At 44.4% G+C, this 16,804-nt stretch carries 11 protein-coding genes; 10 read left to right on the top strand and 1 reads right to left on the bottom strand.

Annotation, left to right across the window (positions count from 1 at the left end):
• Nucleotides 1-239 precede the first annotated feature (239 nt).
• From DXN04_RS05290 to DXN04_RS05250, 9 genes are all read left to right on the top strand, one after another.
• Entirely contained in the window at nt 240-884 is a 645-nt protein-coding gene (locus tag DXN04_RS05290; protein WP_147319840.1) for a hypothetical protein, read from the top strand.
• 190 nt (nt 885-1,074) lie between these two features.
• On the top strand, nt 1,075-1,311 hold the full coding sequence (locus DXN04_RS05285) for a hypothetical protein (RefSeq protein WP_116852232.1): 237 nt from the start codon (nt 1,075-1,077) through the stop codon (nt 1,309-1,311).
• Between the two features lie 407 nt (nt 1,312-1,718).
• On the top strand, nt 1,719-2,315 hold the full coding sequence (locus DXN04_RS05280; RefSeq protein ID WP_116852231.1) for an RNA polymerase sigma factor: 597 nt from the start codon (nt 1,719-1,721) through the stop codon (nt 2,313-2,315).
• 166 nt (nt 2,316-2,481) lie between these two features.
• On the top strand, nt 2,482-3,573 hold the full coding sequence (locus DXN04_RS05275) for a FecR family protein (protein ID WP_116852230.1): 1,092 nt from the start codon (nt 2,482-2,484) through the stop codon (nt 3,571-3,573).
• A gap of 370 nt (nt 3,574-3,943) precedes the next feature.
• Nucleotides 3,944-7,201, top strand: coding sequence for a TonB-dependent receptor (locus DXN04_RS05270; protein ID WP_116852440.1), 3,258 nt, complete (start codon nt 3,944-3,946; stop codon nt 7,199-7,201).
• A 22-nt stretch (nt 7,202-7,223) separates the two neighbouring features.
• Entirely contained in the window at nt 7,224-8,672 is a 1,449-nt protein-coding gene (locus DXN04_RS05265) for a RagB/SusD family nutrient uptake outer membrane protein (RefSeq protein ID WP_116852229.1), read from the top strand.
• The gene (locus tag DXN04_RS05260; protein ID WP_116852228.1) at nt 8,672-10,621 is read left to right on the top strand and encodes an FAD-dependent oxidoreductase; all 1,950 of its coding nucleotides are present in this window, start codon (nt 8,672-8,674) and stop codon (nt 10,619-10,621) included. The genes DXN04_RS05265 and DXN04_RS05260 overlap by 1 nt, the downstream gene beginning before the upstream one ends.
• Before the next feature lie 700 nt (nt 10,622-11,321).
• A complete protein-coding gene (locus tag DXN04_RS05255) occupies nt 11,322-11,906 on the top strand; it encodes a Crp/Fnr family transcriptional regulator (RefSeq protein WP_116852227.1) in 585 nt (194 codons plus the stop codon).
• A gap of 72 nt (nt 11,907-11,978) precedes the next feature.
• The gene (locus DXN04_RS05250; RefSeq protein WP_116852226.1) at nt 11,979-12,926 is read left to right on the top strand and encodes a quinone oxidoreductase family protein; all 948 of its coding nucleotides are present in this window, start codon (nt 11,979-11,981) and stop codon (nt 12,924-12,926) included.
• Nucleotides 12,927-12,947: 21 nt separating this feature from the next.
• Here the strand turns inward: DXN04_RS05250 and DXN04_RS05245 are convergent, their stop codons facing one another.
• Nucleotides 12,948-15,317, bottom strand: coding sequence for an ABC transporter permease (locus DXN04_RS05245; protein ID WP_116852225.1), 2,370 nt, complete (start codon nt 15,315-15,317; stop codon nt 12,948-12,950).
• Between the two features lie 193 nt (nt 15,318-15,510).
• Here DXN04_RS05245 and DXN04_RS05240 point away from each other — a divergent pair, with 193 nt between their 5' ends.
• Entirely contained in the window at nt 15,511-16,803 is a 1,293-nt protein-coding gene (locus DXN04_RS05240; RefSeq protein ID WP_116852224.1) for an AAA family ATPase, read from the top strand.
• Nucleotide 16,804: the final 1 nt, after the last annotated feature.

The raw sequence follows: 16,804 nt of genomic DNA, 5'->3' as shown, positions 1-16,804 counted from the left end.
TTGGGAAAAATATAACATTAAGTTCACATAAAAAAAGATTACATCCTATTCGGAATCAAACGCTTTAAGATTAGATATGACTGATTCATTTCCAGGAAGCTATTTTGGATAAAAGAATTATTTAATACATCTGTGAATATGAATTAGCTTTGCAACCGCAAAATCAGCGACCACCCCGGATAAATCTCATTTCTCTGAGTAAATGCGCACTCAGATTAACCTCAAAAAACCAGATTATCTTGGAACCTGATAATTGTATTAAACTTCTGTCTGAACTGGTCTGTAATATCAGCATTAAAGATGCTCCGCTGGTTACGCAGGAAGAGTTTGAAGAACAGAAAGCTAAACTTAACGAGTATGAAAAAGAAATTCAAGTCGCCATTTTTAAACAGGCAGTATTATTATCGTCTCCTCAATATTACAATGACATCATATCGTCATATTCAAGAGTATTATCTCATCTTGAAAACTGCCTGATAGAGGCCCTTCCCCATGCAAGCGGCGAAGGTTCCTTCACCGTGTCTTTATTACAATACACATTATCAGCGGTCCAGAGATTAAAGCTCTTTATCGACAACCGCTTCTTCCATACTACAGGAACACCGGATCCCGATAAACCCCTTACCAGAGAAAAACTCAAATTGAATATTGCTGTATCAGTTATAGCTACGCTAATGGCTGCATTTGTGCGGTCGGGCGAGTATGTGTCTGTAAAACAGGAGACTGCCATCATGCGTTTTGTGATCCAGCTTTTTAGCTCAAAGCAGGCGGATGAAATAGCGTTCAAGAGTTTTCAGAATCATTATCGTACGCCTGAGCGGGCAGCGATTGCTAAGGCTACTGAGATTTTGAAAGGGATGACACAGTGGCTAAAGCAAATTTGAGGTAGTGATTATTTACAAAGCCGTTGAAGGTGGTTTGAGCCAGGAAATAAAAATCAAAAAGCCTCACTAAGTGAGGCTTTTTTAAATTCCATTAAAAATTTATTTTCAATCACTTACACGCAACTACACACCCCTCCGCAACTACTCTCCCCTCTCCCAACGCCTTTATTTTGTAAAAAACCCAATCAATATGAACAAACAAAAACTATTCACCCTCACCCTACAACACCAGGAAAACAACTGGTTCAAAACCCTACATGTCAGAATCGTCACCAAAGGCAGTAAACCATCCACCATCCGTTTCATCCTGTTACTCATGTTCCACTACCGCCATATCCCTAAATATTCCAACTTCAACATCACCATCAACTGCTCGAACTATAACAACTATCCTTTCCCCTCATTCGATAAATCGTCTTTAAACTAATTACACCTATTTATCTTTTAGCCACATATCCATTCAAAAATACAAGCCGGGTATTCTTACCTGGCTTCTTTTTTTAAAAGAACAATCCCCTGATTATCAAATCAATTACTGGGGTTGCACACCCACCCGCAACTATTCTTACAATCAACATTTCCATTTCTTTGCCATGAAGTTAACAAGCATTAAAGCAAATCCTTTCATCCAACCCATTTAATTTTCATTAGGGGTTATAAATTTAACAGACATGTTAGGTATTCCTGCCAGACATCCATGTTTTTTCACAAATCTATAATAGTTTAAGAATAAGCCCGGCACTCTTGCCGGGCTCAAAAACAATAATTGATTTGCAAAATGTATTTTTATTATTACTTTTAAATTACCAGCCTAAAACATTCCTTAACTATATTATGCATAGAGTTCCACATAGTGAAACCGATTTGTTGATTCTGATCGCCCAGGGAGACGAACATGCATACCAGCTTATATTTCAAAAATACTGGCACCCCATTTATAATACAGCACTGATCCTTACCCGCTCACCTGACCTGGCTGAAGACATTGCCCAGGATGTATTTACTATGCTCTGGGAAAAACGAAGCACTCTCACCGCTGTCGAAAAGCTGGAAGGTTTTCTCTTTATAGCCGCCCGGAACCTCATTTACACCCGTATGCGCAAGCTAGCCAGCGATAAAGCATACAGACAATATATCATGGATTGCTTCCAGGAACAGCAAGCCCCTAATGTTCATGAACAGGTTGAATACAGGGAACTGGAACAGACTATTCAGCGTACAATTCACAGCCTGTCTCCCCAACAGCAGAAAGCGTTCAGATTAAGCCGTTACCAGGGAATGCAGCATAAGGAAATTGCCCATAAAATGGGGGTCTCCCCTGTTACGATAAAAAGTTATATCGTGCAGGCGATTGCGATCTTACGCAGAGCTTTGAACAGTCAGCATGCACGGTCTGTTATTATTTTGTGGGGGCTATTATTCCTTCAGTAATTCTTATGGGTGCTGATACTTACCTTGCTCCACAGCGAAGTGTTTCGTATTTAATATCCCCACCCACGCCACTTTTCCCCATCTTCCCATGCCACTTTTCAGCCTTCCAATATTTTTTTTCAAATGACCACCTCCCTCTCTCCCGCTTGTGCGTCTTTACATTGTTATGGATCAGAAAACCTTTTCAATCCTTTTAGAAAAATACCTGGGTGGAAACATCTCCCAGGAGGAAGTCAACAACCTGTTAGACTCCCTGGAAGACGACAGCATGCGCCAGCAATGGGAAACAGCCATAGGCGGCATACTTGCCGACCAGGCACAACCACGCAGACAAAAACGGCCTTTAATGCCTTATGCTGCAGCTGCCGCCATCCTGACCCTCCTCGTGAGCGGCATCCTCTATTTTACCCAAAGGCATGAGCCAGCACCAAAGCCCTTAGCTACCCAACAAGCACACACAATAACTCCTGGTGGTAATAAAGCCATCCTCACGCTCGCTGATGGCAGCCAGATTACACTCGACAGCGCCACCAATGGCGCTATTGCCCACCAGGGAAACGTCCAGGTCATCAAACTCAACAATGGTCAACTCGCCTATAAAACAGACAAAAACAGCAGCAGTGAATCACATTATAATAGCCTGATTACTCCCAGGGGGGGACAATTCATGATCATCCTGCCAGACGGTTCCAAAGTCTGGCTCAACGCTGCTACCTCACTCCGGTATCCCACCACTTTCACCGGCAACACCCGGGAAGTGCAACTGGCCGGCGAAGCATATTTTGAAATAGCACAAAACGCTCAACAGCCTTTTGTTGTGAAAGTTAACAACCTGGAGGTTAAGGTTTTAGGTACCCATTTCAATATCATGGGTTACCCGGATGAAAAAAGCATCCAGACCACCCTGCTGCAAGGTGCCGTGCAGGTACAACACAATACCGCCGCCGTACGCCTCAGCCCGGGCCAACAAGCCCGCCTGCAGGATGGAAATATGACCATAAAGAAAGATGTCGATGTAGAAGAGATCATCGCCTGGAAAAATGGCTACTTCCATTTCAACCATGAAACACTGCAGGGCGTAATGCGACAGATAAGCCGCTGGTATGATGTGGAAGTCATTTATGAAGGTGCTGTACCGGAAAGGGAGTTTGGAGGCAAAATTGAGCGGAATAACAGCTTAAATGATGTATTGAAAATACTGGAACTGAGTAATGTGCATTATAAAATTAAAGAAAGGAAAATAATTATTACATCTTAACAGGCGAATGCTTTGTATTCGTTGTAAAATCCAAAAGGGGGGACAATTATTACACCTTATCAACAACACGCATTACAAATCAAAAAAGCAAAGCGCTGCCACGCGTAAAAAAAACAAACAACATCCTATTACTATCAAAATTCAATATCTACCGTTATGAAAAAATAAAAAGACAACCACGCGCCCGATAAAAAATAACCGGAGCTGATTGCACTCTGCTCCGGCCAAACGAAAGGGCAAACCTGATGAATTGCTTTCTCAAATTCCACAATCCTGGCTAATAACCAGGAGGGGACATTATTTACCCTAACAAACCAAATGTATGCATTTTAATTCTAACCGGCGACTGTACCTCAAAACATTCCTTGTTATGAAGTTATCCATTATCATTTTGCTCTCAGCCTGTATGCAGATCTACGCGAAAGGATATGCCCAATATGTATCGCTCTCTGAAAAGAACGTGCCATTGGAAAAGGTATTCCGCAATATCGAAAAGCAAACAGGCTTCGTATTTTTCTATGACCACAAACTCATCGATCATGCACCAAAAGTGTCAATTGATCTCAAAAATGCCCCGCTGGAAAAAGCCCTGGACCAATGCCTGAAAGACCAGTCATTGTCCTGGTCCATCGTCAACAAAAACATTGTCATCAAACAAAGGGAACCAGCGCCTGCTCAACAATTTAACCCTGGGCTCCCCCAGGATACCCTGCTGAATATAAAAGGCAGGGTCCTCACGGATAAAGGCCAACCACTGCCCGGGGCTACCATCATGGTCAAAGGCAGCAGCAATGGTGTAGTCACTGACCCGGACGGCAATTTCAAAATAAAAGTAAAACGTAATACCGTCATCGTGGTTTCCTATATCGGCTACAAAAGCCAGGAAATAGAGATCACAAATGACCAGCCACAAAACTTTACCCTCGCCGAATCAGCTACCCTCACTGACGAAATTGTAGTAGTGGGTTACGGCACCGTAAAGAAAAGTGACCTTACCGGCTCTCTCAGCCAGGTGAAATCCAAAGATATTACTGCTTATCCTTCTACTAATGTCATGCAGGCACTCACCGGCAGGGCTGCCGGCGTACGCGTCATGCAAAACAACGGCGCGCCCGGGGCCAGCGTAAGTCTGCGCATCAGGGGTACCAATTCCATCCTGGGTGGCAACGAGCCGCTTTATGTGATTGACGGATTTCCCTACAATGGCAATCCCACCTTCCTCCAGAACTCAGACATCTCCAGTATCGAAGTACTGAAAGATGCCTCCTCTACCGCCATCTATGGCTCCCGGGGTGCGAACGGGGTAGTTATGATCACCACCAAGGGCGGCAAGAAAACCGATGCCACCTCCGTTGAAGTGGATGCGGGCTATACCATCCAGAGCGTATCAAAAAAGATGCGCCTTATGAATGCACAGCAATATGCTTTATTGTACAATGAGCAGGCAGCCAACGATGGTTTATCCCCCTATTTCACCCAGGCAAAGATCGACAGCCTGGGACAAAATGCCGGTACAGACTGGCAGGATCTTGTACTCCGCAAAGCACCCCTCTACAACATCAGCGCCACTGTAAACGGAGGCACCAATAGAACACGGTTCTCCCTTTCCAGTTCGGCCTACCTCCAGGACGGCATCGTCAAAGGAAGTGATTATAAACGTTACAATGTACGTGGCAATATTGAGCATGATATCAGTAAGGTAGTCAGCGTATCCCTGAACACCATCCTGACCAGACTTAACAGCTCCCGTAAGAACTCATCTCTCGGCAACAGGGGAAGTGACCTGATTTCCGGGATGCTGATGGCACCTCCATCCCTCACGCCCTACCTGCCGGATGGATCGTACAGAAGACTGAATACTGCCTATTCCTTTATCTCAAACGTGATCGTCAATCCCCTCGTTCACATTTACGAGGAGTCAGACAATATCAAAGGGGACCGCATCTTATCAAACGCAGCTTTGACGATTAAACCCATCAAAGGACTCACCATCAAAATATCCGGTGGGATAGATAACCTGAATGACCGTGTAGACCAATATAACAACATTGAGCCCACTGTCAACTCAGTAGGCTATGCCAATATTGAAACCACGCAACAAACAGGTCTGCTGAATGAAAACGTCGTCACCTACCAGCATGAGATCAACAAACATTCTTTCAGCATCATGGGTGGCTTTACCTACCAGGATAATACCAATACGACCCTGAATGCCTCCGGTACCGGTTTTCTCAGTGATGTACCAGGCACCGGCGATATCGGTGGCGCTTCTACCCCGGGCATTCCTGCTAGCAGTTACTCCAAATGGGTACTGCTCTCTTATCTTGGCAGGATTAATTACAGCTATAATGATAAATATCTCTTTACTGCCAGCATTCGCCGGGATGGTTCTTCCCGTTATTCAAAGAATAACCAGTGGGCCAATTTTCCATCCGCAGCCTTTGCCTGGAAGGTAGCCAATGAAGATTTCCTGAAAGGTTCCAATGTCATCTCAGATATGAAAGTTAGAGCCAGTTATGGTCTCTCCGGCAACACTTCCATCAATCCATACCAAACACTCAACCAGCTTTCTGTAGGCAATACCATTTTTGGCGATGCAGCCTATGTAGCATACGCACCCGGTACTACACTTCCCGGAGACCTGAAATGGGAAATTACCCACCAGCTGGATGTTGGCGCAGATGTTGGTTTCCTGCACAATGACCTGTTCATCACCCTCGACTATTACAAAAAGAAAACAGTCAACCTGCTGAATACCGTTCGACTCCCGGCATCCATGGGTTATACTACCACCCTGCAAAATGTAGGAGAAATAGAAAACAAAGGTGTTGAACTGGGGATCGATGCTGCTATCCTGAAAGGTGCACTGGGCTGGAATGTAAATGCCAATATTGCCGTCAATCGCAACAAAGTTTTAAAGCTGTATAACGGGCAGGATATTTTCGGGGATGCAATATATACAGGTTCTCTGAATGACTATGTCAACATTCTCAGGCAAGGCCAGCCACTGGGTATTTTCTATGGTTACAAAGAAAATGGCTATACCTCTACCGGCAATATCCAATATGTAGATGTCAACAAGGATGGTGCCATCTCCGCTGCTGACAAGACTTACATCGGGGATCCCAATCCGGATTTCATATATGGTCTGAACTCTGTTTTAAGCTTTAAAGGTTTTGAGCTGACGGTCTTTATACAAGGCTCCCAGGGCAATAAGATCTTTAACCTGAACAAAGCAGTTTCTCTTGATCTGGGTATGGGGCTCAACCTGCCTGCAGAAGTCTACGAAAGCCACTGGACTGCTGAGAATCCGAATGCTAAATATCCTAAGATCAGCAGATCGATCTCCGCAAATATGTCTGACAGGTTTGTAGAAGACGGCTCTTACCTGCGTTTCAAAAACATTCAACTCGCTTATAGCGTACCTGCAAAAAAACTCGGCTGGAACTGGTTGAAATCAGCCCAGATCTATGCCAGTGGTCAAAACCTGATCACCTTTACTAAATATTCATGGTATGATCCTGAAGTAAATGCCTACGGGGGTACCAACTCCATCCGCCAGGGCATTGACTATTCTGTATACCCGACGTACAAGTCTGTAACATTCGGTATCAGGTGTGGCTTCTAAAAATCATTTAAAATATCAACCAATGAAACAATCCATACTTTTCCTATTCATTATATGCATGATGACTTCCTGCTCAAAAAAACTGGAAGAACATCCAAAATCCATTGCGGCAGAAGTATTTTATAACACGCCCAGCGAAGTTGAAGCCGGGCTGAATGCTATTTACATCCCGATCAGGCGGGTTAGCACTATAGGGGCACTGTACCTTTGCCAACAGGAAATTTATACTGAATACCTTTATGGCCGGGGTAGTCACGCGCCGCTGAATGACTATAACGGCCTGGACAACACGAATATCACTCGTATCAATAGTATGTGGACAGATTTCTATGAGTCCATCCGCGATGCGAATATCGTGATTGAAAAAGCGCCCCTTGGTAAATCCCTTACTGAAGATGATCTGAAAAAGTACCTGGGAGAAGCCCGTTTTATGCGAGGCCTTTGCTATTTCTACCTGGTGCGTAACTGGGGCGGCGTTCCATTACGCAATGAAAATAACATGGACTCAATTAACCTGCCGAGAGCCAATGCATCAGATGTGTATAACTTCATCCTGGCAGACCTGGAATGGGCAGAGCAAAACTTACCGGACAATCCCCGCCAGGTGGGAGCTCCCTCCAAATGGTCTGCTAAAACTGTGCTGACGGATGTATACATGACCCTTCATCAATATGACAAAGCCAGGGATAAGGCACTGGAAGTGATCAATTCAGCAAAGTACTCGCTGGTAAAAGTCGCTGTAGCAAATGATTTTGATAAGTTATTTGGTCCGGACATTGCCAGTTCCACAGAGGAAATCTTTTACCTGAAATTTGCCCGTACGCCATCCGGGCAGGGTTTCCCTTATCCTATCTATGCACATTATCCTAACTCAGGTTATTATCCTCCTGGTGGTTATTATACATTCTACAGCGATTCCGAACAAAACAGCTTTGTAAAGAACTGGGATAAGAATGATCTCCGCTATTCTTTTTGCTGGTATGCACAAACATTCGGTTTAGGCAACACGACCATCCTGTTGAAGAAATTCAGTGATAAAAGTGCGGTGACTGCAGGAGGCAATGATTATCCTATGTATCGCTATGCAGACCTCCTCTTGTTCTATGCAGAAGCAGTGGCACAGGCAGGAGGTAGTCCTACAGCAGATGCAATGGAGAAATTGAACATGGTGCATCGCAGGGCTTATGGTAAAGATCCCCTCATTGCGGATGCCAGTGTGGATTTTAAACTGTCTGATTACGCCAGCCAGCAGGCATTCATCGACAAGGTCGTACAGGAAAGAGGGTATGAGAATGTCGGAGAAGGAAAGCGATGGTTCGACCTGAAACGCCTCGGTATTGCGCAGCAGGTGATTGCTGCTGTAAAAGGAAAGACGATTGCAGAACGGCACATGCTATGGCCTATTCCAACTGTTGAATACAACTATAATACTGCCATTAACCCAACTACTGATCAAAATCCTGGTTACTGATGAGACAACTCACCTTATTTCTAGCCCTGTTCATAACAGGAAAACTCGCAGCACAAAACATACGGGAAGTAGACATCTGCATTTACGGCGGTACCTCTGCCGGCGTAATAGCAGGTTATACTGCGAAGAAAATGAACAAATCTGTATTGGTGATCGAACCCGGCAAAAGGTTGGGAGGACTCACTTCCGGTGGCCTGGGTTATACTGATATCGGGAATAAATATGCCATTACCGGCCTTTCCCGGGATTTCTACAGGCGTATCGGGAAGCATTATGGCCGGTTTGAGACATGGATCTTTGAACCAGGTGTAGCCGAGCGCACCTTCCAGCAATATATCAAAGAAGGTGGGGTGGAAGTATTATACCAACAACCTATCCTTGCTGCCAAAAAGGATGGTAAGCGGATCACTGAAATACAAACTGCTTCTGCCATCATCCGTGCAAAGATGTTTATTGACTGCTCTTACGAAGGGGATCTCATGGCAAAAGCAGGTATCTCCTACACCGTGGGCCGTGAAGACAATTCACAATATGGAGAAACCTACAATGGCGTACAACTGCGGGAGAAACACCAATTCCCGGATGGCATAGATCCTTACAAAGAACCCGGCAAACCAGCCAGTGGACTGGTCTGGGGAATCAGTCCGGATCAGTTGGAAAAGCCGGGAACGGGGAATAAAAAAATCCAGGCATACAATTTCAGGATCTGCCTCACCAATGAGCCGGGCAATAGGATTCCTATTACAGAACCGGCAGATTATGATCCGGCAAGATATGAACTCCTGCTCCGCGTAGTGCAAAAACTGCAGCCGAAGAACCTGAGCGGCATGTTGAAAATAGACCTTATGCCCAATCACAAAACAGATATTAACAATAATGGGCCTATCTCCACTGACATGATCGGTATGAACTATAACTACCCGGAAGCGGATTATGCAACCAGGGAAAAGATCACCAGGGACCACGAATTGTACAACAAAGGTCTGCTCTATTTCATTGGTCACGATCCCCGCATGCCGGAACATCTTCGCAAAGAAATGCTGCAATGGGGCTATCCGAAGGATGAATACCCGGAATCAGGCAACTGGTCACCGCAAATGTATGTAAGGGAGGCCAGGAGGATGGTAGGTGCTTATGTCATGACCCAGGCTAATTGCGAAAGCAAGGAGATTGTGAACGATGGGATAGGCATGGCGGCCTACACCATGGACTCTCACAATTGCCAGCGCATAGTGGTCAATGGCATGGTAAAAAATGAAGGGGATGTGCAGATCGGAGGTTTCGGTCCCTACCCGATTGCCTATCGTTCCATTATTCCTAAAGCAGATGATTGCAATAATGTATTTGTACCGGTTTGTATGTCAGCCTCTCACATAGCCTATGGTTCTATCAGGATGGAGCCGGTATTTATGGTACTGGCACAATCAGCAGCAGTAGCTGCGGCGATGGCGATAGACAATCACCAGTCTGTACAGGAGGTGAATGTTTCGAAATTACAGGCCTTCCTGCGTCAAAAACCGCTGGCTACTGATGCCAGGGCTGAAATCCTGGTAGACAACGATGATTCTGCTCATGTAAGTAAGAAAGGTGAGTGGCAAAGGGAAACGAAAGGAGCCTATGGGCCCTCCATGTTTATTTCTAAAAGTACAGGCAGCATTCGCTATACACCTGAAGTGACCCGCAGCGGGACCTACAGGATTTACACTTACGTACCCAAACGTAGCGACCTGCCTTCCAGTACCCAAATCCGGCTGTCGGCGGACGGCAGGAGTGCCAGACAGGTATCTTATACCCCGGCCTCTGTAAAGGTAGAAGGGCAGACTTCCGGGGAATGGGTAGACCTGGGCACTATCAACCTGACCAAAGGGAAAAAAGCATATGTAGAAATAAGCAGTGAGGGCAAGGATGGTGAGGTCGTGGCGGATGCGGTGCTTTTCTATCCGCAATAATACCCAAAACTGCCTTTTTGGCCATTAAAGTATCGTCAGAGATTCGTCGCTAATAGGTCACTATAAGGTCACCAAAAGGTCACTTGTATATCGGTTGGATATTGAGGTGCCCTTTTGGTGCCCTTATAGTGACCTTATAATGACCTTAAAATGTAGTATTGGCTACGAATCCGGGATATCGTTACACATGTGTCAACCTGGCATGTTTAAGGGAGTCTGGTAGAAATATTAGTCTCTTTTGCCATATGGATCTTTAGAAATCTTTTATCTTAAATTTCTTTATTTAAGAAAAGCCCGGCAGGAATACCAGGCTTTATTTTTTGTTGTGAATTCGTGACAAAAATGAATTCTCATGCAATTTTATTCAAGTAGTCCGGCAAGAATACCAGACTGTCGGATAACTGCGAAATCTAAATGATGTCTGATAGGAATACCAAACATTGGATTTGTTATCACATAACCCTCGTGAGATATTGTTCTTGTAAATAACAAAAATCAAATACACCAGAACAGTTGCAAAAGGAGGCACATCTAGATCTAATCAATTCATTATGAAACAGATAAATCTGTAAAAAATCAGGCAATGTATTAATTGGGGGTTCCTTATACAATAGCAGCCAAAGGCATCATTTCCGTATAAAGGGACGTATAGTATAATCCCCTAAAATGGCTAACTTGATGCCTCAAATTAAACAGCTGCATGCTTTTCCATTTTCGCCACAAATTCCCCCAGTTAAACGCCTATTGGGACAAGTACCTTCCCTTCCAGCAACGCCTCGAAATACCGCCTAAAACCATCCTTCTCGAAGAAGGTAAAAGGTCGCAGTACTACATCTATATCGAAAAGGGGCTTATCCGCACCTTTTTCAACAAAAACGGGGAAGATATCACCGTGCAGTTCTTTTTCGAAAACGAAGGACTTTCCTCCTTCGATAGCTTTATCAACAATGTACCCAGTCCGATAACCATAGAAACCATCGAACCTTCTGTCGTTTACCTGCTGGCAAAAGAACATGTGAACCAGCTCCTGGACGATCTCAGTCACGAGCCGGGCTTTGTGCACATGATTCTCCAGATGACCGTTCAGCGGCAAACGCATTATATCAATGAGTTTGTTTCCTTTATCAGGGATACCCCTGAACAGCGCTACCAAAACCTGGTCAATGAGCGCCCTCACATCATCCAGCGGGTGCCCCAGCATTATATCGCCTCTTACCTGGGCGTGAGCAAGGTGCACCTGAGCCGTATCAAAGCCAAACTGGCCAAAGGGAAATCTCACTTTTGACACTTGATAACATATGTTATCGTTCCGAGGCATGCGCCTGCCCTAATTTTGTGTTAACAAAAACGAAATAACATGAAAGCAGCAGTATTATATCAGGCAGGAGAATTACCTCAATATGTAGATTTCCCGGAACCCTACCCTCAGAACGAAAACGAAATTGCTGTAGCTGTCAAAGCAGTCGCGATAAAACATATCGATAAATCTGTCGCCTCCGGCAAGCACTATTCCAGTGATGCACCCAAAGAAAACGGTCATGTAATAGGAGGAGATGGGATCTGTATTTTACCTGACGGAAAAAGAGTTTATGCAATAGGTGCCAGCGGCATGCTGGCTGAAAAGGCCACCATTGAGAAAAATATGGTTGTGCCGGTACCGGATTCACTGGACGATGTCACCGCAGCCGCCCTGCCCAATGCAGTCATTGGAGCGGCCATGGCCCTTCGGTTTAAAGCAAATATTCAACAGGGAGATACAGTTCTTATTAACGGAGCTACCGGCTTCACCGGCCGGGTAGCCGTACAGATCGCTAAGCATTATGGTGCAAAAAGGGTGGTAGCTACAGGCAGGAACCTGGGTTCTTTACAGGAATTATTAACACTTGGCGCAGATGAAATCATTCCTCTCAGCGATGATTTCCACACTCAATTAAACGGGCCATTCGACATTGTCATCGATTACCTCTGGGGCCATACTGCCGAAAAGATCCTCTCTACGCTCAAAGGCAGGGGCAGGTTCACCCATCCCACCCGCTATGTATCTGTCGGCAGCATGGCAGGCGATACCATCACACTGTCAGCCGCCATTCTCCGCAGCGTAGACCTGCAACTCTCCGGCTCCGGATTGGGGTCATGGCCTAAACAACAGGTAGGCTTACTCTTCACAGAGATCCTTCCTGAAATGTTTCAGCTCGCGGCCAACGGCAAGTTAGTCGTGTCAACAAGTGCTGTAAAATTAAAAGACATCTCTACCCTCTGGGATAAAGAGGTTCCCAATGGGGAACGCCTGGTGGTAACCATATAATTATCCGGAAGGAGCCTGGAATTATTCCATTCTCAGGCTCCTTACCGGGTTCATTAAAGCAGCCTTCACACTCTGGAAACTTACCGTCAATCCGGCTACGACTACCGTCAGGATAATAGCGCCTGCGAACATCCAGGGACCTAATTCCACATGGAATTTGAAATCCTCCAGCCACTTATTCATCATCCACCAGGCCATTGGTGCTGCCAGGCAAAATGCCAGCAGGATTAACACGGCGAATTCCTTTCCAAAGATCCAAAGGATCTCCCCGACACTACTTCCCAGTACTTTCCTGATACCGATTTCTTTTGTCTTCTGCATCACCATAAAGGAGATCAATCCATACAGGCCCAGGCAACCGATAAAGATGGCGATGATTGAAAATATCCGTACCATCTGCAGACTAGCTTCTTCTCCTTCGTAAAAATCGGCTATCTGTTTATCAAAAAACTGGTAGGTATATAACTTGTCCGGAAACCTTGCTGTCCACAATTTTTCTATCGCAGGAATGGTGGTATTCATCTGACCCATATTTAACTTAATCGCAAGGTTCTGGTAGAATTTAGGAAAGGGCGTAATCAGGACGGGGCCAATATCATCATGCAGGGAGTGCATATGGAAGTTCTTTACCACACCTACAATAGTGGCCTGGTTTTCTCCATTAAATCTCACCTGCTTTCCTAAAAGCTCCTGCGGCGATTGCATGTTTAGCTTATGCATCATGATTTCATTCACAATACATTCTCTCCCCAGCGAATCCGGGAAGATATTGCGGCCTGCGATCAGCTGCAATCCGAAAGTCGGGATATACTGCTCATCTGCAGAACGGACATCTACAGTAAATGGCTCATCTTCCGCATCTCCCAGTAAACGGAAATTTGTATTCCAGTTACTATAAGAAGAGGGTGCTTCAAAGCAGAAAGACACACTCCTCACACCGGCCTGTCGCATCAACTCATTTTTCAGGCTCGTTACATTGGCATCTAAAGAGTCTGCACCCATAGGTACCATCAGAACGGCATCTTTATTAAAACCCAGGTCCTTCTGCCGGGTATATTGCATTTGCCTGGTGATGACGAACATCCCAATGATCAGGATGAATGTGATCATGAACTGGGTGACTATAAGGGAACGGCGGATATTGAAATTCCCTACCTGCTGCATGGATACTTTTCCTTTCAGTGCCATTACCGGGCGGAATCCTGACAGGATTAAACCGGGATAGCTACCTGCAAAAAACGTAACGATCAGGATCATTCCTATTGTAAAAGCCAGCAACTTCAGGTCAAAGGCATCTTTTAAATTTAGCTTCACACTGGCCAATGCATTTACATTGGGGAGTAGTAATGCACTGAGAGCAATGGCTATGAGGGTGGCCATTACTACAATGATACCTGTCTCAATGATGAATTGCCAGAAGAGTTGTACCCGGAAACTACCAAGGGCTTTCCTGATACCAACTTCTTTGGACCTTCTCAATGCCTGTGCGGTAGAGAGGTTGATAAAGTTCAGACAGGCGGCTACAATCAGGAACAGTCCGGTAAATGCCAGGATCCAGAGACTGGATTTTTCCATTACGCCGGTATATCTTTCATCAAAGTGTCTTTCTTTCAAAGGAAGCAGGTGGTACTCATGCACATTCTTACTGCCTTTTCTTTTCTCACGGTATTTAGGAAATTGCTTTTCCAGGTTCTCAGGTGATACTCCGGGTTGGAGACGTACGTATGTTTTCAGGACAGTCGTAATACCATTCCAGTTATCATCTTTACCCAGGAACATGTCGAAACCTTTTATACTTTTCCAGGATACAAAAATCCCTGCTGGCTGGTCGGTGTTAGCTGGGAGGTCTTTTAATATACCGGTCACCCTGGCATCCAGCTTATTTTCTATTTTGATTACTTTATTGATGGGGTCTTCATTGCCAAAATATTTCTTTGCCAGGGAGGTGGTGATCAGGGCGGTGTTGGGCTCTGCCAGCATATTTGTTCCGCTGAGCAAAGGGAAATTAAAAATATCGAAGTAAGCGGGTTCTGTGAATACAGTACCTTCTTCTTCGATAAATTTCTTTTGATCATAGGTGACAAGGACATCGGTGTAAGTGGCAGCCTGGGCAACCGTGCCACTTGCACCAAAGTCTTCTCTGAAGGCGTTGGCGAATCCGGGAGGAACACTGCTGGTATATGAGATATTTTCTCTGTGTTGTTCTGTGACGAACTGGTAGATGCGGTCAGGGTTATGGTGAAAGTTGTCGAAGCTGAGGTGGTACTTAATCAGGATAAAGATCAATAGGCCGCAGGTCATGCTGAGGGCAAGGCCGAGGATATTGAGGAGACCGTATACTTTATTCGTGAAGAGGGTTCGAAATGCGATACGGAGGTTGTTTTTGAACATCGGATGGGTTTTGCAGTGCTGCCTCAATAAGAGTGCCTTTTGTGAATGGATTGAAAATCAATAAACGAATATGCAGAAAACGTCCATTTTCAAAACTAATATTGTTCACAAACGGACAACATATAAATAAATAAAAATAAATAATTATATTACTATTAATAATTAACCCAAGCCTCAGGATAACCTATACGCTATGCTAATCAGATTAGTTATCTCAAATTTTTCGTCTTTTGATAAAGAAGTCGAATTCAACATGCTCACCGCCTCTCCACAAAATCTCAGGCACCATGTTTACCATGCAGATGAGGCAAAAGTATTAAAAGCGGCTGCCATCTACGGAGCCAATGGTGCAGGCAAGTCCAACCTTATAGATGCTTTCCGGCATCTTCAACAGTGGGTAACAGCAGGCGTTATCCAAAATTCGGTAGACAAGCTCAAATTCAGGTTGAACAGTAGTAATGCACAATTACCTATCTTTTTTGAAATTGAGTTCTTTGCAGCAGGTATGTTTTTTGTCTATGGCATACACCTGGATGATCAACATGTGATCAAGGAATACCTGTGTGAATCTGGAATGAAACAAACAGACAAACTGATTTTTAAGCGCTCTATCGATGAAATGCAAAAGATCAGCGTAGCTTTCCCTGATAAAAACGATACCTTAAAAGAGAAGTTGGAAAGTGGACTATTGAAAAACAATGAATTACTTCTTTGTCATTCTATCGTAGCAATTCCAAAAGTACAAGCGGCCAGGGACTGGCTGGTAAACGACCTGATCCTGATGAGGCCAACAACAGGACAAAAAGAATTATTACTAAAACTCTGTACTTCGGATAAGTTTTTACAATTCAGTAATCAACTCACCAAAACCCTGGATACAGGTCTATCCTATATTGCTGTTGATAAATTTGATTACAATCAATTACTATCCCAAAATGAAACCTTATTATTTCCTGTACATCAGATTGAAGAACATCGTATCGTTCCCACTGACCAGGGGAAATATTTTACTACAAAAGAAAACGGTAAAATTATATTTAACCGGATTCTTGCCTTTCATCACCGCATGGAAAATAACCCTATCGCCTTTGACCTGGCGGAAGAATCCGATGGTACACAACGCTTACTTGAATTCTTTCCCATTTTCGCTACTATGTTGGAACGCGATGTAACTATTATAATAGATGAAATTGACCAGAGCATTCATCCTGTTCTTTTAAAATCCCTGATTAAAAAAATCATGGCCCACAAGGAAACACTTGGTCAGTTGATTTTCACGACCCATGAATCTAATCTCCTGGATCTGAAAATTTTTCGTGAGGATGAAATCTGGTTTGCCGAAAAGGACAAGAAAACCGGTGCAACAGAATATTATCCACTTTCTGACTTTAACTATTCCGACGAACTGGATTTGAAAACCGGGTATTTAAATGGTCGCTTTGGTGCAATCCCTTTTCTTGCTAACCTGAAATATTTAAACTGGTGAA

The organism is Chitinophaga silvisoli, from assembly GCF_003412465.1.
Lineage (GTDB): Bacteria > Bacteroidota > Bacteroidia > Chitinophagales > Chitinophagaceae > Chitinophaga > Chitinophaga silvisoli.
This window is presented reverse-complemented; position numbering and strand designations above follow the sequence as displayed.